Annotated in this window: 21 protein-coding genes and 1 pseudogene; 9 read left to right on the forward strand and 13 right to left on the reverse strand. The window is 65.2% G+C overall.

The window, feature by feature from the left end; all coding sequences use genetic code 11:
- Window positions 1-99: 99 nt before the first annotated feature.
- The 5 genes from HWY45_RS34470 to HWY45_RS34490 form a co-directional block, all read right to left on the reverse strand.
- Entirely contained in the window at window positions 100-999 is a 900-nt protein-coding gene (locus tag HWY45_RS34470) for an ESPR-type extended signal peptide-containing protein (protein ID WP_059880211.1), read from the reverse strand.
- Between the two features lie 679 nt (window positions 1,000-1,678).
- Window positions 1,679-2,578: a hypothetical protein gene (locus tag HWY45_RS34475; protein ID WP_059880214.1), complete on the reverse strand. Its 900-nt coding sequence runs from the start codon at window positions 2,576-2,578 to the stop codon at window positions 1,679-1,681.
- Between the two features lie 95 nt (window positions 2,579-2,673).
- Window positions 2,674-2,889 carry a hypothetical protein gene (locus HWY45_RS34480; RefSeq protein ID WP_059565907.1) on the reverse strand — a complete coding sequence of 72 codons (216 nt, stop codon included), beginning with the start codon at window positions 2,887-2,889 and terminating at the stop codon, window positions 2,674-2,676.
- Window positions 2,890-3,100: 211 nt separating this feature from the next.
- A complete protein-coding gene (locus tag HWY45_RS34485; protein ID WP_059565906.1) occupies window positions 3,101-3,751 on the reverse strand; it encodes an NADPH-dependent FMN reductase in 651 nt (216 codons plus the stop codon).
- A 287-nt stretch (window positions 3,752-4,038) separates the two neighbouring features.
- On the reverse strand, window positions 4,039-4,344 hold the full coding sequence (locus HWY45_RS34490) for an NIPSNAP family protein (RefSeq protein ID WP_059565905.1): 306 nt from the start codon (window positions 4,342-4,344) through the stop codon (window positions 4,039-4,041).
- 263 nt (window positions 4,345-4,607) lie between these two features.
- Between HWY45_RS34490 and HWY45_RS34495 the strand changes: the two genes are divergently transcribed.
- The 5 genes and pseudogenes from HWY45_RS34495 (at window position 4,608) to HWY45_RS34515 (ending at window position 10,133) form a co-directional block, all read left to right on the forward strand.
- Window positions 4,608-5,405 carry a GNAT family N-acetyltransferase gene (locus tag HWY45_RS34495; protein ID WP_081069707.1) on the forward strand — a complete coding sequence of 266 codons (798 nt, stop codon included), beginning with the start codon at window positions 4,608-4,610 and terminating at the stop codon, window positions 5,403-5,405.
- Window positions 5,302-7,064: pseudogene (locus HWY45_RS34500) on the forward strand (quaternary amine ABC transporter ATP-binding protein). The gene HWY45_RS34495 and the pseudogene HWY45_RS34500 overlap by 104 nt, the downstream one beginning before the upstream one ends.
- Entirely contained in the window at window positions 7,057-7,953 is an 897-nt protein-coding gene (gene choW, locus HWY45_RS34505) for a choline ABC transporter permease subunit (protein ID WP_059880217.1), read from the forward strand. The pseudogene HWY45_RS34500 and the gene choW overlap by 8 nt, the downstream one beginning before the upstream one ends.
- Before the next feature lie 109 nt (window positions 7,954-8,062).
- Window positions 8,063-9,070, forward strand: a complete 1,008-nt coding sequence (locus HWY45_RS34510) for a GlxA family transcriptional regulator (protein WP_059880222.1) — start codon at window positions 8,063-8,065, stop codon at window positions 9,068-9,070.
- Window positions 9,071-9,182: 112 nt separating this feature from the next.
- Window positions 9,183-10,133: a choline ABC transporter substrate-binding protein gene (locus HWY45_RS34515; protein ID WP_059565901.1), complete on the forward strand. Its 951-nt coding sequence runs from the start codon at window positions 9,183-9,185 to the stop codon at window positions 10,131-10,133.
- A gap of 77 nt (window positions 10,134-10,210) precedes the next feature.
- Here HWY45_RS34515 and HWY45_RS34520 read toward each other — a convergent pair whose 3' ends face one another.
- Genes HWY45_RS34520 through HWY45_RS34530 form a run of 3 tightly spaced genes read right to left on the reverse strand, consistent with a single transcriptional unit; the run spans window position 10,211 to window position 11,981 of the window.
- Window positions 10,211-11,083 (reverse strand): MBL fold metallo-hydrolase, encoded by an 873-nt coding sequence (locus tag HWY45_RS34520; protein WP_059880225.1) that lies wholly within the window; start codon window positions 11,081-11,083, stop codon window positions 10,211-10,213.
- 18 nt (window positions 11,084-11,101) lie between these two features.
- On the reverse strand, window positions 11,102-11,428 hold the full coding sequence (locus HWY45_RS34525; protein WP_059880228.1) for a hypothetical protein: 327 nt from the start codon (window positions 11,426-11,428) through the stop codon (window positions 11,102-11,104).
- Between the two features lie 7 nt (window positions 11,429-11,435).
- Window positions 11,436-11,981 (reverse strand): hypothetical protein, encoded by a 546-nt coding sequence (locus tag HWY45_RS34530; RefSeq protein ID WP_059880231.1) that lies wholly within the window; start codon window positions 11,979-11,981, stop codon window positions 11,436-11,438.
- 166 nt (window positions 11,982-12,147) lie between these two features.
- Between HWY45_RS34530 and HWY45_RS34535 the strand changes: the two genes are divergently transcribed.
- The gene (locus tag HWY45_RS34535) at window positions 12,148-13,041 is read left to right on the forward strand and encodes a LysR substrate-binding domain-containing protein (RefSeq protein ID WP_059880267.1); all 894 of its coding nucleotides are present in this window, start codon (window positions 12,148-12,150) and stop codon (window positions 13,039-13,041) included.
- A gap of 438 nt (window positions 13,042-13,479) precedes the next feature.
- On the forward strand, window positions 13,480-16,065 hold the full coding sequence (gene acnB / locus HWY45_RS34540) for a bifunctional aconitate hydratase 2/2-methylisocitrate dehydratase (protein WP_059880234.1): 2,586 nt from the start codon (window positions 13,480-13,482) through the stop codon (window positions 16,063-16,065).
- Between the two features lie 92 nt (window positions 16,066-16,157).
- Here the strand turns inward: acnB and HWY45_RS34545 are convergent, their stop codons facing one another.
- On the reverse strand, window positions 16,158-16,586 hold the full coding sequence (locus HWY45_RS34545; protein WP_059880237.1) for a PACE efflux transporter: 429 nt from the start codon (window positions 16,584-16,586) through the stop codon (window positions 16,158-16,160).
- 162 nt (window positions 16,587-16,748) lie between these two features.
- On the opposite strand from HWY45_RS34545, the gene HWY45_RS34550 reads away from it, so the two are divergent.
- Window positions 16,749-17,675 (forward strand): LysR substrate-binding domain-containing protein, encoded by a 927-nt coding sequence (locus HWY45_RS34550; RefSeq protein ID WP_059880240.1) that lies wholly within the window; start codon window positions 16,749-16,751, stop codon window positions 17,673-17,675.
- Between the two features lie 16 nt (window positions 17,676-17,691).
- Here the strand turns inward: HWY45_RS34550 and HWY45_RS34555 are convergent, their stop codons facing one another.
- On the reverse strand, window positions 17,692-19,758 hold the full coding sequence (locus HWY45_RS34555; RefSeq protein WP_059880243.1) for a c-type cytochrome: 2,067 nt from the start codon (window positions 19,756-19,758) through the stop codon (window positions 17,692-17,694).
- Between the two features lie 166 nt (window positions 19,759-19,924).
- Between HWY45_RS34555 and HWY45_RS34560 the strand changes: the two genes are divergently transcribed.
- On the forward strand, window positions 19,925-20,197 hold the full coding sequence (locus HWY45_RS34560) for a ferredoxin reductase domain-containing protein (RefSeq protein WP_230946966.1): 273 nt from the start codon (window positions 19,925-19,927) through the stop codon (window positions 20,195-20,197).
- Window positions 20,198-20,572: 375 nt separating this feature from the next.
- Here the strand turns inward: HWY45_RS34560 and denD are convergent, their stop codons facing one another.
- The 3 genes from denD to HWY45_RS34575 are packed head-to-tail and all read right to left on the reverse strand — an operon-like array spanning window position 20,573 to window position 23,731.
- Window positions 20,573-21,544, reverse strand: a complete 972-nt coding sequence (gene denD / locus HWY45_RS34565; protein WP_059880252.1) for a D-erythronate dehydrogenase — start codon at window positions 21,542-21,544, stop codon at window positions 20,573-20,575.
- 28 nt (window positions 21,545-21,572) lie between these two features.
- Window positions 21,573-22,349: a 2-oxo-tetronate isomerase gene (gene otnI / locus HWY45_RS34570; protein ID WP_059565889.1), complete on the reverse strand. Its 777-nt coding sequence runs from the start codon at window positions 22,347-22,349 to the stop codon at window positions 21,573-21,575.
- Between the two features lie 56 nt (window positions 22,350-22,405).
- Window positions 22,406-23,731, reverse strand: coding sequence for an MFS transporter (locus HWY45_RS34575; RefSeq protein WP_059880254.1), 1,326 nt, complete (start codon window positions 23,729-23,731; stop codon window positions 22,406-22,408).
- Window positions 23,732-23,755 lie beyond the last annotated feature (24 nt).

Raw genomic sequence — 23,755 nt, forward strand, 5'->3', positions numbered from 1 at the left:
ATGGACCGGCTCCCGGCACGATTGGAAGAGTGCGATGACGCAGTTCGCACTGCTTTACCCGGAACGATTCAACATTGGAGTCTGAATCTCAACCCCGCCTCACACACGAAATTCCGGATACCTCCCATACAACTGGCTGCCGTTGACGGCATCGGTACTGGCCGCACCGACGAGGCCGGCCGCGACATTCTGGATACGGCGCTCCGACCCGGCCGCCCCAACGCTGACGACCCCCGCCGACGCGTTCGAGCCGGCGTATGTGCCGAACGTCGTGCTGCCGATCGTCGTGCTGCTGACGACACCCGTGCCACCGGTTGCCGTCGTAGCGGTTCCCGACGTCACCGCGCCCGAACCGAGCGCGACCGAGCCGGCGACGTTGGCCGTGGCACTCGGGCCGAGCGCCAGCGAATTGCTCGCGGACACGGTCGAACCCGTGCCGATCGCCACGCCCGACGTCGCCGCGCTCTGGACGACGGAATTGCGCCCGACCGCAATCGACGTGGTGGCGAGCGCCGCCGAACCGCCAGTACCCGAACTGTTGCCGCCGCCGATCGCGATCGCGCTGCTGCCGGACGCGGTGGCATCGTTGCCGAGCGCGGTCGCGCCGATGTTCAGCGCCTTCGCGCCCGACCCGATGCCGATCGCGCTCGCACCGCTCGCCGTGGTCGCCTGACCGAATGCCTGGGAGAAATCGGCCGAGGCCGTTGCGTTCGCGCCAATCGCGATCGCCGTTGCTCCGCTGGCCGTCGTGGTGCTGCCGGAGTTGCCGCCGATCGCGATCGACTGGGTGCCTGTCGCCACGACGGAGCCACCGGCGCCGCCCGCAGAGTACTGCGCATGCGCGAAGTTGGCGGCGCCCGCACCCGCCACGAGCACCGCACCCACAACGACCTTCGCCACGGCGGACTTGTTCGGCTTGCCGCGAGCGGTAGAAATTTCCGATGCGGCGACCCATGCGCCGAGCGCTTCGTTCCAGATCGAGCGATATGTGCGGTTCATGCCTGGCTACCTCCAAATGATCACGCAACACACCAGGCATTTCGTCTGATAATTCAACCAGTGTTCACGCGTATATCTCAAATTTGGACGGAGTGTATTTGAACGGAATTTTTTGATTTATAAGGATTGATAAATCGAGGTGGGTTTAAAGTTTAAATTATGTTAGTTCGAAATAATCTGATGGATGAATTGTCGGATTATTGATTGGATGAGGTTAATTGATTTGTAATATTTGTAGGGTTGAGGGCGGGCTGGAAAGATGTTTTTTTACATGGGGTTACGTGACATGTCTCGCCTATATGTCCGCTGATTGGTCGCAATGATCAGACGATAAGAAGGGCAAACGTTTGCGGCTAGATCGAATCTTTCGATTGTGTAATTTATATTTTGATAGGGATGGATCGGCGGTCGTTGATTTTAATTTAATGAGTTAAATGTATTTTGATGATGTTGATTTTCAGTGTGTCTTGTTTTGAGACACATTCGATCCATGCGATGGACGGGTGATGTCGACTATGCCGAGCGGCGCATCGACCGCTTCGGCAGGTGCAGCGGAACGATCAGGGGGCGCGGCGTTTCGTGCGCCGGGAGACGAAGGGAAAAGCGCGTGTGCCGCGCTTGTTACGAGGCGAGGCGCGTAATTTTTACCTGATGCGTGGCGCCGCGCCGCCTGGAGGATTTACTTCCTGAGAAACCGCAGCGCAAACCGCGCCATGCGCGGAACGAACATCGGCCGCAGCAGCCGCTTGTCGTAGCCGGCCATGCGCCGGTCGTTCTCGGCGAGGCACAGCTCGATCAGTTCGCGCGGCTCGAGCGCATCGCCGACGGCCGCGGTGCCGGTTGCCGGGAAGTTCGCGTCGCGCGCGACGCCTTCGGCGTCGATCCCGCGCGCGATGCCGATGCGCTCCCAGATCAGGAACGCCCACACCGCGGCGACCTTCGCGAAGAACGCGGGCCGGCGCCACCACGCCAGGTTGCGCCAGTACCACGCGTACCAGTTGACGAAAAACAGGATGTGCCGGCCTTCTTCCTGGATCACCGGTTCGAAGGTGTCGACGAGTTCGGGCGGGAAATAACCGGAGCGCTGCGCGGTGCGGAACAGGCCGAATGCGAAGAAGCTGTCGATGCACTCGCTGAAGCCCGTCACCATCCACGCCCATTCGGCGTTCTTCGGCGCGGGGTAGGCCGGCTCGGGCGCGAGCGCGATGCCGTATGCCTCGACCAGTTTCGACAGCACGACCTTGTGGCGCGCTTCCTCGCTGCCGTCCATGTCGAGCGCCTGCCGCAGCAGCGGCTCGCGCACGGTCGACGCGAACGTTGCGACGCGAATCGATGCGCGGCCTTCCGTTTGCACCGCGATGTCCCAGATCGGCAACGACGTGAGCCGCGCGAGCGCTTCGGGATCGAGAGGCGGCCAGTCGATCACGGCCGGCTTGTACGGGTTGTGCGTGTCGAGCAGCATGCGGCAGAACATCTGCATGTGCGCATCGGAACCGATCTTCACCGGGCCTGGCTTCTCGAAGGTCCAGTTGCGCATTGCGTGATCTGCTGCCTGCTCGTGGCGCAGCATGTCAGTCATGGCATTTTTATCGCGATTACGGAGTGAAAGATTCTCCCATAGCCCCTGTTTTCGCGTATTTTCGCGCGGCCATGCGCGCGGCGGCATGACGCCGGTCAAGCGTGCGCATCCACCCACAAGCGGCCCCAGCGGGACGCGTAGGCGAGCGCATGTTCCTCTTCGAAAAAGAAGTCGATCGCGTCGAACGACATGGCGCGCGACGGGCCGCCGCTGGCCTTTTCGATCGTCAGGTTGGCGGCGAACAGGCCGTTCGGCAGCCGCGCGGCGGCGGGCGCGACTTCGTAGCCCTTGTAGCGGATCGTGCGAGTCATGGCATGCGCGAGGAAGGTTCGGGCTTTCAGCGTACGAAAACCCGCGGGCCGCGTGAACCAATCTTTCGGCCAATGCAAATCACGTCGTCGGCCGGATCGTTATCGGGCGCGCCGGGCCTCACGCCAATCCGCAGCGGCCGCCGAGCCGAATGCGCACCGCCCGCGCGCGGCGGGCGACGCCGGGCGCGGGCGGCAGGTGGAGAAGGGTTGCTTACTGGTTGGCGATTTTCAGCACCGGCGCGAGCGCGTCGACCGATGCCGCATGCGAGGCCGCGCGGTGCGACGCGAACGCGAGCGCGAATTCGGCGGCCTGGGTGCCGACCGTCTCGAGCTGCGCGACGACTTTCGGGTCCGAGCAGCTGTCGGCGCTCTCGAAGCGCGTTTCGAGCGTGTTGACGGTCGCGCCGAACGGCGTCGGCCAGCCGCGCAACGCGTGCACGATCGAGCGCAGCGACGTCAGCACGGTGCCGGCCGCCTGCCAGCCGTACGCGGTGACGATCAGGCCGACCGCGCGGCCGTCGAGGTAAGGGCGTTCGTCGGCACGCAGTTCCTCGAGCGTGTCGAGCGCGTTCTTGACGAGGCCGGACACGCCGCCGTGGTAGCCGGGCGTCGCGATGATGATCGCGTCGGCGCGGCGCACGGCATCGATCAGCTCGCGCTGCGAGTCGGTCAGCGTCTTCTGTTCGGGCGCGTAGTGCGGCAGCGTATGCAGGAACGGCCCGTCGAACAGCTGGGTGCGGGCGCCGGCCGCCTGCGCGCCGCGCAGGGCGAACGACAGCGCGCGCTCGGTCGACGACGCTGCGCGGGTGGTGCCGCCGATGCCGACGACGAACGGCCGGCGATGTTGATCGAATGCAGTCAAGGGGGGCGCTCCTTGGGAATGGCTGGCCCGGCTAAGCACAGGCTTAAAACCGCATGGTAACGACCTCGCCGCCACTCTGAAAACGACTTTTCGTTCTATCGATATGCCGCGCGGGCAGGGGAGGCGGGGGCGCAGCCGTGCAGATCGATAGCAGAAATCCTTGGTTGGGCGGGCGGCGGGCCGTCGATATGATGGGCCCGTCTCCTCCATGATGTCTCTACTGACATGGGTTGGCCCCGCCGGCACGGATGCAGGCGGGGCCTTTTTTCGTTTGGCCGCTCAATGGCTTACTCGAACACCGGCCGGAAGAAGCTGCGCTCGTAGCGGACGATGCAGCGGGTTTCTTCCGCATACCGGAACGCGGCGATGCACGCCGGATCTTCCATCGACTGCTGCCGGTAGGTCTCGTACGCGGCGAGGCTCGGGAACGTGAACATCGCGAGCGCGATGTCGTTGTCGCCCTCGGACGGCAGGAAGTAGCCGTGATGCGTGCCGCCGAACTTCTCGACCAGCGGAATCCACATCTTGCCGTAGGTTTCGAATTGCTCGAGCTTGTACGGGTCGACGACGTAGCGAAGGAAGCAGGTGATCATGGGCGTGTGCGCTCGGGTGGGGATGCACGAGTCTGACGTGCGTGCCGGAGGACGTCAATGAAGGACGCGACGCGGGTGCCGCGCGTCGTTCAGGATGCGTGCGCACGCATCGATGCCTGTTCAACGGATAGCGCGAGCCGAATAAAAATGTCGTCAATTCTGCGAATGCCGCGCGCGCTACGCGACTTTTTACGACATTTTTTCTTGCGACGGCCGTTGGCGCGACCCTAGACTTCGGGCAACCGAAGAGACGGAGCGACACCATGCCCAAGCCCTCGAACGACATCATCGACCCCTTGCCTGCCACGCTGCCGGCGCCGCGCGCCGAGCGCATCGTCGTGCGTCGCTTCGATCCTGCATTCGACGGCTACGCGCCGCTTACCGACATGCTGCATCGTGCGTTCGCACGGCTTGGCGCGATGGGGCTGAACTGCACGTGCGTCGATCAGGCGGAAGACGTCACGCGGCGGCGTGCGGAAGCGGGCGAGTGTTTCGTCGCGGTCAGCGGCGGGCGCGTGATCGGCACGATGACGCTGCATGCGTCTGATCCGGCGTCCGCGTGCTCGCTGTATCGGCATGACGGTGTCGCGACCGTGCGGCAGGTCGCGGTCGATCCGGCCTGGCAGGGGCGCGGCGTCGGCGCGACGCTGCTGTCGTTCGCCGGGCAATGGGCCGCGGCGCGGGGCTTCGCGCTGCTGGCGCTCGACACGCCCCGGCCTGCCGCGCATCTGCTCGCGTTTTATCGTGCGCAGGGTTTCGACGTCGTCGATGTCGTGCGCTTCGCCGGCAAGCGCTACGACAGCGCGATCCTGTGCAAGCGGCCGGTCGCCGTGCGGGCTCGGCGCCTGTCGCCCGCGTCGTGGGCGGCGGCACGCGTGGCGGCCGTGTGGCGCATCGGGCGTGCGACGCCGTCGCGCATCGCCGCCGCCGCGCGCGCGGGCATGCGGATCCGCCGCGTTGCGCCGTCGGTGGCGCGATGCGGGCGGATGCGTGTCAGGCAAGCCGAACGCCAGCATCCCAATATGGTTGCGCACACAACAAAATCGGCATGCGTCATATGAGCGTATAGCCATCTCGTCGGCGGATGGCCGGGAGCGCCGGCTTTCGGTTCCGCCGATGACTGCATCGCTTTCGGCTCCGTCGATGACGACACCTGCCGGCGAGCGCCGAGCATCACCTTCCCGCCGATTTTCCGCACGATCATTCTTTTTCTCGCGCGCGCCAAACCGCCCGATCGGACGCGGATTTGTCAGAAAGCGACGCGCGCCGGCTGGATTCCCGCCGATTCGACCGCCCGTCTCCCCGCACGCTGCTCCGCACAAGATCCGGCTGCGAGCCTTGCTGGCGCGGGCCGCGCGCGTATTGCGACGCCGCAAACCTCCCGCGCCGGCCGCACAGCCTCGCCCGGCGCGGCCGGAGGGGCATTTTCCCCTGTGTCGTATTTGCGCAAGCGTTTGTCGTAATTCGTCGGCAGGTCGGGGTTTTTTCTGGCAACTATGTAGGCACGCTGTGACACGCGTGAGTCCCCGCTACACGAGGAGAAGGTTTCGATGGATGCCCCCAAGGTCGTAGTCGAAGGTCTGTGCAAGGTTTTTGGAAGCAACCCGCAGCAGGCGCTCGACATGCTCGCTGCCGGTGCGACGAAGGATGACGTACTCAAGCGCACGGGCCAGGTCGTCGGCGTGCACAATGTGTCGTTCGACGTGCAGGAAGGCGAAATTTTCGTGCTGATGGGCCTGTCCGGCTCCGGCAAATCCACGCTGATCCGCCTCGTGAACCGGCTGGTCGATCCGAGCGCCGGCAAGGTGATGATCGACGGCCTCGACGTCGCGTCGGCGCGCCGCTCGGCGCTCACCGCGCTGCGCCGCAAGGACATGAGCATGGTGTTCCAGTCGTTCGCGCTGATGCCGCATCGCACCGTGGTGTCGAATGCCGCGTTCGGCCTCGAGGTCGCGGGCGTCGGCAAGAAGGAGCGCGAACGGCGCGCGATGGAGGTGCTCGAGCAGGTCGGCCTCGCACCGTTTTCGCACAAGCTGCCGTCCGAGCTGTCGGGCGGCATGCAGCAGCGCGTCGGCCTCGCCCGCGCGCTGGCCGTGAACCCGTCGCTGATGATCATGGACGAGGCGTTCTCCGCGCTCGATCCGCTGAAGCGCCGGGAAATGCAGGACGTGCTGCTGCAACTGCAGAAGGAGCAGCGCCGCACGATCATGTTCGTGTCGCACGATCTGGAAGAGGCGCTGCGCATCGGCAACCGCATCGCGATCATGGAAGGCGGCCGGCTCGTGCAGGTCGGCACGCCGCAGGACATCATCGCGAACCCGGCCGACGATTACGTGCGCGCGTTCTTCGACGGCATCGACACGAGCCGCTATCTGACCGCGGGCGACCTGATGCAGACGGGTGCCGTGCCGACCCTGTCGAAGTGCGATGCCGCGAACGTCGCGGCGACGCTGAACGGCAGCGCCGAATACGCGTTCGTGCTCGACGCCGCACGCAAGATCCGCGGCTTCGTCACGCGCGAGGCGATCGGGCAGGACACGCCGTCCGTGCGGCCGATCGAAAGCATCCGGCGCGATGCGTCGCTCGAACATGTCGTCGCGCGCGTGGTCGCGAGCCCGAATGCACTGCCCGTCGTCGACGACGACGGCTGCTATTGCGGCTCGGTCGATCGTGCGCTCATCCTGAAGGCCATCACGCGTTCGCGAGGCTCCCATGTCTGAAATGATTCCGCTCGGTTCCTGGGTCGACCAGTCCGTTCACTACCTGCTCGACCACGACGCGAAGACGTTCGATGCGATCGGTCAAGCGATCGAGGGTCTCGCGGCATTCGTCGAGCACAGCCTGCAGGCGATCCCGATGTGGCTGATGATGGCGATCTTCATCGGCGTCGGGCTGTGGCGGGTGGGCTGGCGCTTCGCGCTGTTCGTCACCGCGTCGCTGCTGCTGATCTTCGCGACCGGCTTCTGGGATCAGACCGTGATCACGCTCGGCCTCACGCTGTCGTCGACGATCATCAGCCTCGTGCTCGGCATCCCGCTCGGCATCTGGGCCGCGAAGAGCAAGTGGGTTGCGGCGATCGTGCGCCCGATCCTCGACCTGATGCAGACGATGCCGGCCTTCGTGTACCTGATTCCGGCCGCGATGCTGTTCGGCCTCGGCCGCGTGCCGGGCATCCTGTCGACGGTGATCTTCGCGATGCCGCCGGCCGTGCGCCTGACGAGCCTCGGCATCCGCCACGTGAACCGCGAGATCGTCGAAGCGGGGCAGGCGTTCGGCTGCACGCCGTGGCAGCTGCTGTACAAGGTGCAGTTCCCGAACGCGCTGCCGTCGATCATGCAGGGCGTGAACCAGACGATCATGATGGCGCTGTCGATGGTGATCATCGCGTCGATGGTCGGCGCGGGCGGCCTCGGCAACGACGTGCTCGCCAGCATCCAGCGCCTGGACATCGGCCTCGGCTTCGAAAGCGGCCTGTCGGTGGTGCTGCTCGCGATCATCCTCGACCGCATCACCGAAAGCTTCGGCCGCGCGCCGGGCACCGCACGCGCACCGCTGTTCGCGGGCCTCAAGCAGCTGTTTCGCGTCAAGGCCGCGCCCGCGCAGGCCTGATTGACCGGCGGCCAGGTTTGCACCGGCCGCCTGCTCCGTTCATGCATCGGCTTCCCGCGGCTGCGGCCGCGGGGCTGACCTCGTGCCACCTGCTCGTTAGGAGAGCGATGTGACGTCCGCCGCCGCCGCTGCCGCTTTTGCGCCTGCCGCCCGCGTTTCCCCGGTTTCGTCCCTCGCGCACTTCGGCTTTCTGACGCTGCCGAATTTCTCGATGATCGCGTTTTCGAGCGCGGTCGAAGTGCTGCGCATGGCGAACTACGTCGGGCGCGCCGACCACTACCGGTGGTCGATCTACTCGCTCGACGGCGCGCCGGTGCATGCGAGCAACGGCATCGCCGTGCGGCCGACGCAGGCGCTCGACCCCGAGCGCTTGCCGGACGTGATGATCGTCTGCGGCGGGATCCGCATCCGCGACGTGGTCGATGACGGCGCGCGCGACACGCTTGCGTCGCTCGCCGATCGCGGGCTGCCGCTCGGCGGCATCTGCACGGGCGCGTATGCGCTGATGTCGAGCGGGCTGCTCGACGGCTATCGCTGCACCGTCCATTGGGAAAACCTGTCCGCGCTGCATACGGAGTTCCCGCAGGTGAATTTTGCCGACGAGCTGTTCGTCGTCGACCGCGACCGCCTGACCTGCACCGGCGGCACCGCGCCGCTCGACCTGATGCTGAACCTCGTCGGCGCGCGCTTCGGGCAGCAGCTGGCCGCGCAGGTGTCGGAGCAGTTCATCCTCGAGCGCATCCGCAGCGCGACCGATCCGCAGCCGATTCCGGTCGATGCGCGGGTCGGCTTCTCGCGCGCGGAGCTGATCGAGGTCGTGCGGCTGATGGAGGCGAACATCGAGGAGCCGCTGTCGCTCGAGGAGCTCGCGCGGCTCGTGCGGCTGTCGCAGCGGCATCTGCAGCGGATGTTCAAGGTCTACCTGAACGTGTCGCCCACCCACTATTACCTGACGCTGCGGCTCAAGCGCGCGCGCGACCTGCTGCGCACGACCGACGCGTCGATTGCGCGCGTGACGACGATCTGCGGGTTCCATTCGCCATGCCATTTCAGCAAGGCGTACCGCGCGCAGTTCGGCCACGCGCCCAGTTACGAACGCCGGCTGCCGGGGCGCTGAGCGGCGCGAGTGTTTGTCTGTACGGCCCGTGACGCCGCCGGGATCGCGGCGCGCGGCTTTCATTCCAGATCCCGGATTTCATGCGAACGACATCACCTTGAGGAGAAGAAAGATGAAGCGACTACTGATCGCGGCGGCATGTGGCGTCGGTTTCGCCGCCGCGCCGGTTTCGACCGTGTATGCGGCCGACCCGCCGGTGTGCAAGAACGTCCGGTTCGCGGACGTCGGCTGGTCCGACATCGCGGCGACGACGGGGCTGGCATCGACGATGCTGCAGGGCCTCGGCTATGCGCCGACGAAGACGATCGCATCGGTGCCGATCACGTTCGCGGGGATCAAGAGCAAGCAGATCGACGTGTTCCTCGGCTACTGGTCGCCGACGATGGACCCGATCATCCAGCCGTTCACGAAGGCCGGCACGATCAAGGTGCTCGCGACGCCGAACCTGACTGGCGCGAAATACACGCTCGCGGTGCCCGACTACGTGTACCAGGGCGGGCTGAAGTCGTTCGCCGACATCCAGAAGTTCGCGGACAAGCTGAACGGCCGGATCTACGGGATCGAGCCGGGCAACGACGGCAACCAGTTGATCAAGAAGATGATCGACGGCAACCAGTTCGGCCTGGGCAAGTTCAAGCTCGTCGAGTCGAGCGAGGCGGGCATGCTGGTCGAGGTGAACCGCGCGATCCGCGACAAGCAGTGGATCGTGTTCCTCGGGTGGGAGCCGCATCCGATGAACGTGCAGATGAAGATCGATTACCTGACCGGCGGCGACGACGTGTTCGGCCCGAACTACGGTGAAGCGAAGGTGTTGACCGCGACGCCGCCCGACTACGCGCAGCGCTGCCCGAACGTCGCGAAGTTCGTGTCGAACCTGCAGTTCACGACGACGATCGAGAACCACGTGATGGTGCCGATCATGAACAAGGAGGATCCGAACAAGGCCGCGGCCAAGTGGCTGAAGGAGAATCCGCAGGTGCTCGACAAATGGCTCGCGGGCGTGACGACGCTCGACGGCAAGCCGGGGCTGCCGGCGGTGAAGAGCTATCTCGGGATCCATTGATTGATGCTGTGCGAGAGGCGCGCGGGTGATGCGCGCTGATGTTGGCGGCCTGTCGGTTGACGGGCCGCTTTTTTTGTTTATCGCGGATTGGCGGGGCGCGTGGGGCGGATTTCCGTCTCGTAAAGCAGACCATACTCCCCCCTCGTTCGCGTGACTCGCGCAAAGCCGAGTTCCCCCAAATGCATGCCGGCGATCAACAACCCCTCCGAGCTGACCATGTCCAGAAGCCGTGATCGCGTGGTGGCGGCAACGGACTGGTCTTGATCGAATGCAATCGATACGTCTGGCCGTTTGATCTGGATGTGAGGGAAGTGAACGATATCCCCCCAGACGAGAACGCTCCGATCACGCGATTCGACGAGATATCCGGTGTGACCGTCGGTATGCCCCGGTAGCGGCGTCGCCCTGATCCCGGGAAGCACTTCTCCGTGATCGAAAGTACGGAGCTTGTCGCGGTAGCCGTCGAACGCATGACGCGCTATCAGGAAATTGCCGCGCGCCCGCTCGCTGGCACGCGCCAGATTTCCGTCATCCTGCCAAAATTCGACTTCTCGTTGATGAGCAACGAGCTCCGCATGCGGAAAGGCAGCTTGTCCGGCTGCATTCATCAGTCCACCTACATGGTCAGGGTGGGCGTGCGTAAGCAGGACGGTGTCGATCGACGCGGGTTCGACGCCGGCAAGCAATAAATTGTCCTTCAGGCGGCCGCCCCATTGCTTGACCCCTCCAGCCCCAGCGTCGATGAGAATCGTGCGCCCCGCTCCGCGCACCACGTAGCAATTGATATGCACCGCGGAAGGTGCGTTCTGCCCTGCATCACGCTGCATATCGACAGCCTCGGACGCGTCGATGTTCGAGAGAAAGTCGAGGCTGGCGGTGAGGTAGCCATCGCTGATTGCGGTGATCGTGAAATCCCCGGCTTGCTGACTTGGAAAGACAAGGGTGGACATAACGCTTCTCCGGACCGGCTAATTTCGGGCGTGAATGTTCGACGCGGCATGACCGAAACAACGGATGCGCGCCGTGAGACCCGTGCGGCGAACGATGGCGCTCTCCAGGCCCTCCATGAACCGGTTCATGACCGCAGGCGTGCGGAACGTCTCGAGGCGATAGTGGATTTCCGCGAAGACGGGATGCCCATGTCCATGCCGCGCATCCACATAGATGACGTGAACGTTTTCGAGTTCGGCTTCGAGGACGTTTGTACAGCGTTCGATGCAGTCGCGCGAAAGCTCGGCAAGACGCTCATCGGGCGGCATTTTCCCCGCATGAATATAGAAAGTAACGTTCGGCATCGCGGGCCTACTTTTTCTGCGCTGTCGAAAGAGGGCGGGTGCTTGTCAGTTGCTGCGTCATCGGCGCGTAAAGGTGCAGGTCGTCACGGACATTCTCGACAAGCCGAGCGTTTTCCTGGGGCAGTATTGCGAGCCAACGGCGTTCCGGAAAACGCTCCAGCGCAACGGCTTGCAGGGCCAACGGTGCGAGGCCCATCTGGATCAGGGGATCGGGGCCGCTTGCACATAGCACGAGTCGTTCGTCAGCCTTGACCGCCGGTGCCGGGCCGATATCGCTGTAAAGATTTCGGTGCCAGTCGGTAATGTGCTGCTGCCACCTTGCGAAGTTGCCGCCGCCTTTCCGGCGATATTCCTCTCCCGTCAGGACGTCGATACCGTCGATCGTGTGAATGGCCAGATAGACGGGGCAACCATCGCCGATCGATCTGAAACGCTGCGACGTGTGAAAGCCGGTCACCGAGATGAGGGCGGGCAGCTTTTCAAGGCTATAGAAGTCGTTCCATTCGGCTTCGCTATCGGGATCGGCGAAGCTGCATTCCACGGTATAGATCACCAGATTGTCCTTTGTGGCGGATGGGCATTCGTCTGCGAACGATTCATGTTCATTGCAGTTACGTAATGGTAGGCTCGCATTTCCGGCCTATATATCGAAATAAAGTCAGCCTTCGGTGACATTTGCTCAAGCTGACAGCGAACACGTTCTGATCGACGAGATTCCCATGCGACGTAAGGTTCCAAGCAATTCCGCGCTCCTGGCATTCGAGGCTGCGGCTCGACATGGAAGCTTTGCCCGCGCCGCGGAGGAATTGGCGCGGACCGAGGGCGCCGTTAGTCGGCAGATTGGCCGGCTGGAGGCATTTCTGGGCGTTGCGCTGTTCGAGCGCGTTGGAAATCGGGTACGACTTGCACCCAACGGCACGCGATACGCGATGCAGGTTCGCGAGATCCTGGATCGGCTGGAACGGGACAGCCTGTATCTGATGGGGCAGCCGATCGAGGGCGCGAGCATCGATATCGCCGCGATTCCGACGTTCGCCACCCGTTGGCTGATTCCTCGGTTGAAGCATTTTCAAAATCAGCATCCGAACGTTACCGTGCATATCGCCGAACGTATGGAGCCGTTCCTGCTTGCCGGCAGCGGTTTCGACGCAGCGATTCATTTCGAGCATCCGGCGTGGGCGGGCATGCATCTGCATCATCTGCTGGAGGAGGTGCTCGTGCCCGTCTGTAGTCCGGCGCTCCTCGCAGACGCCGGTGCGAACACGTCGCTGGATGCGCTGCCGCGTCTTCACCGGCGACAAAACCCGGATGCATGGCAGATCTATGCACAAGAGGCCGGCATCGAGCTGACCAATTCGGCGATCGGCGCACGTTACGATCTCCATTCCATGCTGATAGAAGCGGCGCTAGCCGGCCTGGGTGTCGCATTGGTGCCGCGTCTTTACATCGGGGCAGAGCTCGAACAGGGCCGCTTGGTCGCGCCTTGGCCGGACGGCAAGGCAATCAGCAAAAACTTCTGCCTCGTTCTTCCCGAGCCGATCGAATTGAGCGAGGCGCCGCTACAGGCGTTTGCGAAGTGGATTCTTGACGAAGCCCGCAGCGTGGCACCTTGAAGCAGCGCCTGATGGTCGTCGCAAAGGCGTCGTTTTTAGCGATTCCTTCGCCAGGCGGCCGCTTCGAACGGCTCGCACCCGGGTTCCACATACCGAAATTCAGACCCGGTACGGTCGGCCTCACGCCAGTGGATCGCCCGGAATCGCGGCCGGGAAGATGGCCGCAGATCGTCTTCGCGCCTGTATACGGTCGCCCGAATGACCCGGAACACCACGCCCGACAGGGCTCCCGCCCAAGCCGCCGGATTTCGCACGAAAAGCGCAGCCACTCGCGGCAACCCGGATTCCCGCTGCTTCCTCTCTTAACTCTTATATAAGACATAAGACATTTGACGCTCCACGATATTGGGATTAGAATCCCGATCGATGCAGTGCCCGGAACAGCCTCGGAGCGCCTGAAAGGCCTTCCCCTGAAACGCAATATCAGCAGGTCCCCCCATGCTTGAAAACTTTCGTGCTCACGTGGCCGCCCGCGCCGCGCTCGGTATTCCCCCCCTGCCGCTGACGGCTCAGCAGACCGCCGAACTGGTCGAACTGCTGGCGAATCCGCCTGCCGGCGAAGAGCAGACCCTGCTCGACCTGATCACCCACCGCGTGCCCGCCGGCGTGGACGAAGCCGCCCGCGTGAAGGCCGGCTTCCTGGCCGCCGTCGCCAAGGGCGAGACCGCCTGCCCGCTGATCTCGCGCGAGCGCGCGACCGAACTGCTCGGCACGATGCTGGGCGGCTACAACATCCAGCCGCTGATCGAGCTGCTGTCCGATGACGCCGTGGCTGCCGTCGCCGCCGAAGCGCTGAAGAAAACCCTGCTGATGTTCGACCAGTTCCACGATGTGAAGGAACTGGCCGACAAGGGCAACGTGCACGCGAAGGCCGTGCTGCAGAGCTGGGCCGATGCCGAGTGGTTCACGAGCCGTCCGGAAGTGCCGCAAAGCCTGACGATCACCGTCTTCAAGGTGACGGGCGAAACCAACACCGACGACCTGTCGCCGGCGCCGGACGCCACCACCCGCCCGGACATCCCGATGCACGCGCTGGCGATGCTGAAGAACGCGCGCCCGGGCATCACCCCGGAAGAAGACGGCAAGCGCGGCCCGGTCAAGTTCATCGAGTCGCTGAAGGAAAAGGGCCATCTGGTCGCCTACGTGGGCGACGTGGTCGGCACCGGCTCCTCGCGTAAGTCGGCAACCAACTCGGTGCTGTGGTTCACGGGCGAAGACATCCCGTTCGTGCCGAACAAGCGCTTCGGCGGCGTGTGCCTCGGCGGCAAGATCGCCCCGATCTTCTACAACACGATGGAAGACGCCGGCGCGCTGCCGATCGAGCTCGACGTGTCGCAGATGGAAATGGGCGATGTGGTCGAACTGCGCCCGTACGAAGGCAAGGCGCTGAAGAACGGCGCCGTGATCGCCGAGTTCCAGGTCAAGTCCGACGTGCTGTTCGACGAAGTGCGCGCCGGCGGCCGCATTCCGCTGATCATCGGCCGCGGCCTGACCGCGAAGGCGCGTGAGGCGCTGGGCCTGGCGCCGTCGACGCTGTTCCGCCTGCCGCACCAGCCGGCCAACAGCGGCAAGGGCTTCTCGCTCGCGCAGAAGATGGTCGGCCGCGCATGCGGCTTGCCGGAAGGCCAGGGCGTGCGCCCGGGCACGTACTGCGAACCGAAGATGACCTCGGTCGGCTCGCAGGACACCACGGGCCCGATGACCCGCGACGAACTGAAGGATCTGGCATGCCTCGGCTTCTCGGCCGACCTCGTCATGCAGTCGTTCTGCCACACCGCCGCTTATCCGAAGCCGGTGGACGTGAAGACGCACCAGACCCTGCCGAACTTCATCAGCACCCGTGGCGGCATCGCGCTGCGCCCGGGCGACGGCGTGATCCACTCGTGGCTGAACCGCATGCTGCTGCCCGACACCGTCGGCACCGGCGGCGATTCGCACACGCGCTTCCCGATCGGCATCAGCTTCCCGGCAGGCTCGGGCCTGGTGGCCTTCGCGGCCGCCACCGGCACGATGCCGCTGGACATGCCGGAATCGGTGCTGGTCCGCTTCAAGGGCAAGATGCAGCCGGGCGTGACCCTGCGTGACCTGGTCAACGCGATTCCGCTGTACGCGATCAAGCAGGGCATGCTGACGGTCGCCAAGCAGGGCAAGAAGAACATCTTCTCGGGCCGCATTCTCGAAATCGAAGGCCTGCCCGACCTGAAGGTCGAGCAAGCGTTCGAGCTGTCGGATGCGTCCGCCGAGCGCTCGGCCGCCGGTTGCACGGTCCACCTGAACAAGGAACCGATCATCGAATACCTCAACAGCAACGTCACGCTGCTGAAGTGGATGATCGCGCAGGGCTACCAGGATCCGCGCAGCCTGCAGCGCCGCATCGCGGCGATGGAACAGTGGCTGGCCGACCCGCAACTGCTGGCGCCGGACGCCGACGCCGACTACGCGGCCGTCATCGAGATCGACCTCGCCGACATCCACGAGCCGATCGTGGCCTGCCCGAACGATCCGGACGACGTGAAGACGCTGTCCGATGTCGCCGGCGCGAAGATCGACGAAGTGTTCATCGGCTCGTGCATGACCAACATCGGCCACTTCCGTGCGGCGTCGAAGCTGCTGGAAGGCAAGCGCGACATCCCGGTCAAGCTGTGGGTGGCCCCGCCGACCAAGATGGACCAGAAGCAGCTGACCGAAGAAGGTCACTACGGCGTGTTCGGCACGGCCGGCGCGCGTACCGAAATGCCGGGCTGCTCGCTGTGCATGGGCAACCAGGCACAGGTGCGCGAAGGCGCGACGGTCATGTCGACGTCGACCCGCAACTTCCCGAACCGCCTGGGCAAGAACACGAACGTGTATCTCGGCTCGGCGGAACTGGCGGCGATCTGCTCGCGTCTGGGCAAGATTCCGACCAAGGAAGAGTACATGGCCGATATGGGCGTGCTCAGCGCCAACGGCGACAAGATCTACAAGTACATGAACTTCGACCAGATCGAAGACTTCAAGGAAGTGGCCGACACCGTGCAGATGTAAGCGTGCTGTCGGGCTGCGGCGGGTTGTGACTGCCGTAGCGACATGGAATGGCGCCGCAGGCTGGATGCTTGCGGCGCCATTTTTTTAACCCCTCACCCCATCCCCTTCGTCGCAGCCGGCACATCGAACACGCGATCAAACGCCCACTGAAACACGAACGCATAGCAAAAGAAAAACGCAAACAGCCCGATATCGACAACGAGCGCGTCGAACCACGAAATCCGCAGCCACCACGCAACCACCGGCACCAGGATGAAGATCAGCCCACCCTCGAAGCCGCACGCATGAACGATGCGACGGCGCAGCGTGCGAGCCGGCTGCGCACGCGTCGATTCCCACCATTCGAACGCGGTGTTGTAGACCATGTTCCACAGCAGCGCGATCACGGACAGCGTCACCGACAGGCCGCCCGAGTACACGAGCTCCTGTTTGAAGATCGCCGCGATCGCAGGCGATAAACAGCCGATCGCGATCGCTTCGTAGAGGATGGCCTGGGTGATCTTGCGCGGTAAGCCTTGCACGTATGTTCTCCGATTCCGATGAAAACCGCGCGCCGCAAGAGCGGCGACGCACCGCAAGGCTAGGCGCGTTGCGCACACGGTTCAATTCACCTAATCTCACCCGGATTGAATCGAATTCAACCCCGCGAATTCAACCCGGCCGCATCCGGCCTGCGAGGCCCCGTGTTCTCAAAACTTCCCCTGACCGCGCTGCGCGTATTCGAATCGTCGGCCCGGCTCGGTACGTTCAAGGCGGCCGCGCACGAGCTGTCGGTGACGCCCGCCGCGGTGTCGCACCAGATCAAGTCGCTCGAAAGCCGGCTCGGCGTGCTGCTGTTCGAGCGCGGCGCGAGCGGCGTGCGGCTCACCGACGACGGCGCGCGCCTGTTTCGCGTGTGCCACGACGCGCTGCTCGACCTGAGCCGCGGGCTCGACACGGTGCGACCGGCGCCGGCCGAGCGCACGCTCGTGCTGACGACCACGCCCGCGTTTGCCGCGATGTGGCTGATTCCGCGGCTCGGCCGCTTCCGGCAGGTTGATCCGCAACTGCACATCAAGGTCGAGACCGGCAACGCGCTGGTCGATCTCGAGCGCGACGCACGCGTCGATCTGGCGATCCGCGCGACGTCGCGCGACTTCCCCGCGCTGTTCGAGCACGCGCTGATCGACGAATATTTCGGCGCGTATGCGGCGGCCGGCTTCGACGCGCATCGCGCGGACGGGCCACCGGACCTGATCGAGATCGCGTGGGAAACGGCCGCGCCGATGGCGGTGAACTGGCAGTCGTGGTGCCGGGCCGCAGGCCGGACGGCTTGGCTGCCGCGCGCGGTGTTCCGGCATTACGACGACGAGCATTACGCGCTGCAGGCCGTGCTGCACGGGCAGGGCATCGTGCTGGCCAGCTCGGTGCTCGTGGCCGAGCACGTCGAGCGGGGCGCGCTCGTGCCGATCGAGCCGTCGGTGCGGCTCGGCGGCGCGCGCTATGTCGCGCTGTGCCGACCAGGCCGCGAGCGTCAGCCGCAAGTCAGGCGCTTCCTCGACTGGCTCGACGGCGAGCTCGCGCACACGCGCGCGGCGATCGCGCGGATGACGGACGGCGGGCCCGCGTGACGCCGGGCCCGGCGCATCAGTAGCGCGCGTCCTTCGGCTTGCCGCCCTTCGGCCAGTCGTGGATCTTGTCCGGGAAATCCGGGCGGGGCTGCGTCGTGAACCAGGCGGCGACGTCGATCGCGTCCTGATCGCTCAATCCGCCTTGCCCGAGCGGGAAGCGGTCGTGCGCGCCGATCGGCATGTTCTGCTTCACGAACGCCGCGGCCGTGTAGAGGCGCGCCATGCCGGCCCCGATGTTGAACGACTGGTCGCCCCACAGCGGCGGATAGATCGCGGTGCCGTCGGCGCGCCGCATCCCGGCGCCGTCCGCACCGTGGCAGGACGCGCACTGGGCCGCGTACACGGCCTTGCCGTTCGCGAGGTCCGGCACCAGCGTCGTGTCGATCTTGCCGACCCCGCGCCCCGCAATCTTGTTCTTCGGGCGCGCGCCGCCGCGCATCCAGTCGAAGTACGCGACCATCGCCTTCATGTCGTTCGAGTCGACCGGCAGCGGCTTGCCGTTCATCGACCGCCGGAAACACCCGTTGATGCGCTCCGCGAGCGAGATCACCTTGCCGGCGCGCGGCGCGTAGCCCGGGAACTGCGCGGCCAGGCCGACGAACGGCGACGCATGCGCCACCGTGCCGGCGTTCAGGTGGCAGCTTGCGCAATTGAGCGCGTCGCCGACGTGGTTCGGCAGCAGCGCCTTCGTGTCGAGATGCAGGCGCATGCCGCGCACCAGCTGCGGCGCATTCGGCTGGTCGAGCAGGTTCGCGAAGCGGGGCGTGTCGAACGACGGCGCGCCGCCATCCTTCACGGCCAGCGTGCGGCGCATCTTGCGGACGTCCAGCGCGAACACGGGATCGCTGCGGCCGCCCCAGGTCGAGCGGACGAACGTCAGGATCTCGGCCAGCTCCTGGTCGGACAGGTGACTGAACGCGGGCATCGTATAGACGCGCGGATGGGCATCGGTCTGCGGCGTTTGCCACCCGGTCAGCGCGACGTGGATCAGCGAATCCGTTTGCTTCGACAGCACCGCGGGGTTGCGGGACAGCGGCGGAAACACCGGCGAGAAGCCGTGGCCGTCGACTTGGTGGCAGCTGCTGCAGAACTGCAGGTAGCCGAGCCCGCCCTTTGACGTATAGAGCGTCGCGGGCGCGCCGTCCGCCGGTTTGCCGTAAGTTGGCGACACGGCGGCCGGCCGGTCCGCCGCCGCGTTCGGCAGCGAGTTCAGGTACACGGCGATCGCGGTGAGGTCCGCGTCGCTGAAGTATTGCGTGCTGTGGTGAACCACGTCCGACATGCCGCCGGACGCGGTCGTAAAGCGGTTGCGGCCCGTCTTGAGCAGCGTGACCAGATCCTCGACCGGCCACAGCGAGCGCAGGTTGACGGCCCGCCACGATTCGACCGTCGAGCCGGACAGATACAACGGCCCGCCGCTGCCCGCTTCGGACATCGTCTTCTCCTGGAATCCCGCGCCGCGCGGCGTATGGCACGCGCCGCAGTGCCCCGCGCCTTGCGTCAGGTAGGCGCCGCGGTTCCAGGTCGCGTCCTTGGCCGGGTTGGTCCGGTAGCGCGTGTCGTCGAGGAACAGCATGTTCCAGAGCGCGAGCCCCCAGCGCATGTTGAACGGCCATTTGACGCCGAGCGGCTTGTTCTCCTGTTTCACCGGCGCGACGCCTTGCTTCAGGTACGCAAAGAGCGCGCGCATGTCGTCATCGCCGAGTTTCGCGAACGACGGGTACGGCATCGCCGGATACAGATGGTGGCCATCCGCCGCGACGCCCTTGCGCATCGCGCGGTCGAACTGCTCGAACGTGTAGCGGCCGATGCCGGTGGCGTCGTCCGGCGTGATGTTGGTCGAATAGATCGCGCCGAACGGCGTGTCCAACGCGAGGCCGCCCGCGAGCGGCGCGCCGTTCGGCGACGTGTGGCAGGCGATGCAGTCGCCGAGACGCGCGACGTACGCGCCTTGTTTCACGAGCTCGGCTTCGTTGGCTTGCGGTGGTTGGGCAGCGATGGCGGTGAAGGCGGGCAGCAGTGCGGCGATCGAGATGACGGCTTTGACGAGGGACTGCGACAGGCGGCGGATCGATGAGCTCATTGCGGGTGCGGAGGGGTTCTTCTTGTCAGACGATTCATCGTAGCGCCGTCCGGTAGTCGCACTGTCTGACGGGAATCAACAAGCCGTCACTCGATCGCGCAATGCATCGTCACGGAACTCGAAACATTCCGGCATCATCCGGAAATACTTCGATGCGCGCGCAACGATGGTGCGAACGAATGTCGCCGCGCCCGGCGTGCGCGCGTGCACTAGAGTCAATGGCGTATCGGCACCGGAGACAGTGCGGCATCCGGGCGATGACTGGGCCGGGTTTCGCGGCACGCCGGTCGATGCGCTGGGCGCGGCGCTGGCGCAAGCCGACGTGCTGCCGGATCTCTACGCGTGCGGGCCGCCCGCGCTCGTGCGTGGCGCACAGGAGGCCGCCGCCGCGGCGGGTGTGCCCGACGCGCAGTTCGCGAGCGAGCGCTTCATCGCGTGATGCGTCTGTGGGATTGCGCCGGTTTGACGCATGACCGGTGCGACAGGACACCACAGGAATGCGGCCGCTTGAAGATGTAGCATGAAAGCATGGTTAAACGGAACGCAACACCCGATCAGGTCGCGCGTTCCGAGTGAAGCAGATATGTGTCGAGAATCGTTGTCACGTTAGTGAGGAATCCAAATGCTCAACGTCACCTCCGTTTTGATCAGCCTGGCTCCGATGTGGGCAATGTTGCTCGTCGCATCGTCGGCCGCGGCCTATCTGGTCTTCTGGCGCAAGGCTATCAAGTGAGCGCATGCCGCGCTGAACCCACAAAAAACCCTCGCATCCGTTCGGCATGCGAGGGTTCGTTCGCTTGATGCGATCGCCTTCCTAGCGCCGCTCATCCTCGCGATACGCGCGGATCACGTCGGCAAACGACGTATCGCCCTTCAATCCGAGCGCTTCCGCGCGCGACGTATCCCAGCGCCCCGGCCAGCTGCCGACGATCTTCTCGACGCGCTCGTCCGGCACATGGCGGATCAGCTTCACCGCATCGTCGCCCGCGACTTCGCGCAGCGCGGCGATCATCTCGTCGACGCTCACTGAAATCCCCGGCAGGTTGATCACGCGCTTGTTGCCGAGCTGCGCGCCGTCGAGCTCGCAGCCCGCGACCAGCGCGTCGATCGCGCCGCGGGGCGACAGCAGCCACAGGCGCGTCGAGCCCGGCACCGGGCACACGCTTTCCTCGCCGTTCAGCGGCTCGCGGATGATGCCGCTCGCGAACGACGACGCCGCGGCGTTCGGCCGGCCCGGCCGCACGCTGATGGTCGGCAGCCGCAGCACGCGGCCGTCGACGAAGCCGCGCCGTGCGTAGTCGCACAGCAGCAGCTCGGCAATCGCCTTTTCCGCGCCGTACGACGATTGCGGGTTCAGCGCGGTGTCGTCCTGCACGACGTCCGGAAGCGCGCCGCCATAGACGGCCACCGAGCTCGTGAACACGACGCGCGGGCGATGGCCGCGCGCGCGGCACACTTCCAGCAGCGTGCGCGATGCATCGAGGTTGATCCGCATTCCGAGATCGAAATCGGCTTCGGCCTGGCCGCTGACGATCGCCGCGAGGTGGAAGATCGCGCCGGTCTGCGTATCGATCGCGCTGTCCAGCACGGCCCGATCGGCGATATCGCCGACGATCGATGTCACGCGCGCGTCGCCGAAATCGCTGCCCTTGACGACGTCGAGCAGCACGAGTTCGGTGATCGGCTGCGCGCGGCTGTCCGCGCCGGTCAGCGTGCCGCGTTCGAGCAGCTTGCGCGCGAGGCGCTGGCCGAGGAAGCCGGCGCCGCCGGTGATCAGTACTTTCATGTTCGTTCCCGTCGTGGAAATGCTTGGATTACAGGTAAGGCTTCAGCCAGCCGAGGCCGTCGGACGTGCCGGCCTTCGGACGGTATTCGCAGCCGATCCAGCCGTCGTAGCCGAGCGCGTCGATCAGCGCGAACAGGTACGGATAGTTCAGCTCGCCGAGGTCCGGCTCGTGGCGCTCGGGCACGCCGGCGATCTGGATATGGCCGATGCCCGCAAAGTCGCGCTTGAGCTTCATCGCGAGATCGCCCTCGACGATCTGGCAGTGGTAGCAGTCGAACTGCACTTTCAGGTTCGGCGCGCCGACTTCCGCGCAGATCGCATGCGCGTCGTCCTGCCGGCTGATGAAATAGCCGGGCATGTCGCGCTGGTTGATCGGCTCGACGAGGACCGTGATGCCGTGCGCGAAGGCCGCCTGCGCGGCGTGCGCGAGGTTCGCGACATAGGTCGCGCGGTGGCGCGCACGGTCCTGGCCCGGCGCGATCAGGCCGGCCATCACGTGCAGCTTCTTGTTGCCGATCACGCGCGCGTAATCGAGCGCGGTGTCGATGCCGCGGCGGAACTCGTCCTCGCGGCCCGGCAGCGATGCGATCCCGCGCTCGCCGGCGGCCCAGTCGCCGGGCGGAGCGTTGAACAGCGCCTGCACGAGGCCGTGCTGGTCGAGGCGCGCGCGGATGTCCTCGGCGGCGAAGTCGTACGGGAACAGGTACTCGACCGCCTTGAAGCCGTCGTACGCGGCGGCGGCGAAGCGCTCGAGGAACGCGTGTTCGTTGTACATCATCGAGAGGTTGGCGGCGAAGCGTGGCATGGCAGCAGGTCCTGTCAGTGAGAGGGCGGGGCATCGCACGCGACGCCCCGTTTCATTTAGCGGTTGACCAGTCTGGCCGGCGTGAGCCAGACGGCGATCGCGCCGATCACGAGCATCGACGCCAGCACGTACATGCCGGACGACGTGCTGTGCGTCGCGTCCTTCAGGTAGCCGATCAGGTAGGGGCTCGCGAAGCCGGCGAGGTTGCCGATCGAATTGATGATCGCGATGCCGGCCGCGGCCGCGGTGCCCGCGAGGAACGCGGTCGGCAGCGACCAGAACAGCGGGGCGCAGGTCAGCACGCCGCCCGCGGCGATCGACAGGAATACGATCGACACCGCCGTATTGTGCGAGTACGACGCCGCCACCGCGAAGCCCACGGCGCCCATCAGCGCCGGCACGATCAGGTGCCAGCGGCGTTCGCGGCGCTTGTCCGCGCTGTGGCCGAACACGTTCATCACGACGATCGCGACGACGAACGGAATCGCGGAAAGCAGGCCGATCTGGAACGTATCGGTGATGCCGGTCGACTTGACGAGCGTCGGCATCCAGAACGTGAGGCCGTACTGGCCCGTGACGAACGCGAAGTAGATCAGCGACATCCACCACATGCGCGGGTCCGAGAACACGGCCTTCAGCGAATGGCCGTGCTTCTGCTGTTCCTGCGGCTGCGCGGCGATTTCGTCCTCGAGCAGCTGCTTCTCGCGATCGTTCAGCCACTTTGCACTGCGAATGTTGTTGTCGAGATAGAGGATCGTCGCGATGCCGATCAGCAGCGCGGGCACGGCCTCGATCATGAACATCCATTGCCAGCCGTGGAAGCCCGAGCCGCCGTGGAAGCGCTGCATGATCCAGCCCGACAGCGGGTTGCCGAAGATCCCGGACACCGGAATCGCCGACATGAACACCGCGATGATCTTCGCGCGGCGGTGCGACGGGAACCAGTAGGTCAGGTACAGGATCACGCCCGGGTAGAAGCCCGCTTCCGCGAGGCCGAGCAGGAAGCGCAGCACGTAGAACTGCGTGGGCGTCTGCACGAACGCGAACAGCCCCGACAGGATGCCCCACGTGATCATGATCCGCGCGATCCAGATGCGCGCGCCGATGCGGTGCATCAGCAGGTTGCTCGGCAGCTCGAACAGGAAGTAGCCGAGGAAGAAGATCCCCGCGCCGAGCCCGAACACGGTTTCGCTGAACGCGAGATCCTGCGACATCTGCAGCTTCGCGAAGCCCACGTTCACGCGGTCGAGATAGGCGACCACGTAGCAGAGCATCAGGAACGGCACGATGCGCCAGAACACTTTCTTGTACGTGAGGTCCAGCTCGGCCGAACCGGCGGCCGAGGCGGACGAACGGCCTGCGGCCGCGTCGAGAGCAGTCATCGTTGTCTCCAATCCAGTGATGGT

The organism is Burkholderia stagnalis (assembly GCF_902830275.1).
Classification (GTDB): domain Bacteria; phylum Pseudomonadota; class Gammaproteobacteria; order Burkholderiales; family Burkholderiaceae; genus Burkholderia; species Burkholderia stagnalis.

What these genes read in the sequence shown, in the direction of transcription:
- HWY45_RS34470 (WP_059880211.1), bottom strand. Translation starts at nt 999, where the DNA reads ATGAACCGCACATATCGCTCGATCTGGAACGAAGCGCTCGGCGCATGG.
- HWY45_RS34475 (WP_059880214.1), bottom strand. Translation starts at nt 2,578, where the DNA reads ATGACTGACATGCTGCGCCACGAGCAGGCAGCAGATCACGCAATGCGC.
- HWY45_RS34480 (WP_059565907.1), bottom strand. Translation starts at nt 2,889, where the DNA reads ATGACTCGCACGATCCGCTACAAGGGCTACGAAGTCGCGCCCGCCGCC.
- HWY45_RS34490 (WP_059565905.1), bottom strand. Translation starts at nt 4,344, where the DNA reads ATGATCACCTGCTTCCTTCGCTACGTCGTCGACCCGTACAAGCTCGAG.
- HWY45_RS34495 (WP_081069707.1), top strand. Translation starts at nt 4,608, where the DNA reads ATGCCCAAGCCCTCGAACGACATCATCGACCCCTTGCCTGCCACGCTG.
- choW (WP_059880217.1), top strand. Translation starts at nt 7,057, where the DNA reads ATGTCTGAAATGATTCCGCTCGGTTCCTGGGTCGACCAGTCCGTTCAC.
- HWY45_RS34515 (WP_059565901.1), top strand. Translation starts at nt 9,183, where the DNA reads ATGAAGCGACTACTGATCGCGGCGGCATGTGGCGTCGGTTTCGCCGCC.
- HWY45_RS34520 (WP_059880225.1), bottom strand. Translation starts at nt 11,083, where the DNA reads ATGTCCACCCTTGTCTTTCCAAGTCAGCAAGCCGGGGATTTCACGATC.
- HWY45_RS34525 (WP_059880228.1), bottom strand. Translation starts at nt 11,428, where the DNA reads ATGCCGAACGTTACTTTCTATATTCATGCGGGGAAAATGCCGCCCGAT.
- HWY45_RS34535 (WP_059880267.1), top strand. Translation starts at nt 12,148, where the DNA reads ATGCGACGTAAGGTTCCAAGCAATTCCGCGCTCCTGGCATTCGAGGCT.
- acnB (WP_059880234.1), top strand. Translation starts at nt 13,480, where the DNA reads ATGCTTGAAAACTTTCGTGCTCACGTGGCCGCCCGCGCCGCGCTCGGT.
- HWY45_RS34555 (WP_059880243.1), bottom strand. Translation starts at nt 19,758, where the DNA reads ATGAGCTCATCGATCCGCCGCCTGTCGCAGTCCCTCGTCAAAGCCGTC.
- HWY45_RS34560 (WP_230946966.1), top strand. Translation starts at nt 19,925, where the DNA reads ATGGTGCGAACGAATGTCGCCGCGCCCGGCGTGCGCGCGTGCACTAGA.
- denD (WP_059880252.1), bottom strand. Translation starts at nt 21,544, where the DNA reads ATGAAAGTACTGATCACCGGCGGCGCCGGCTTCCTCGGCCAGCGCCTC.
- otnI (WP_059565889.1), bottom strand. Translation starts at nt 22,349, where the DNA reads ATGCCACGCTTCGCCGCCAACCTCTCGATGATGTACAACGAACACGCG.
- HWY45_RS34575 (WP_059880254.1), bottom strand. Translation starts at nt 23,731, where the DNA reads ATGACTGCTCTCGACGCGGCCGCAGGCCGTTCGTCCGCCTCGGCCGCC.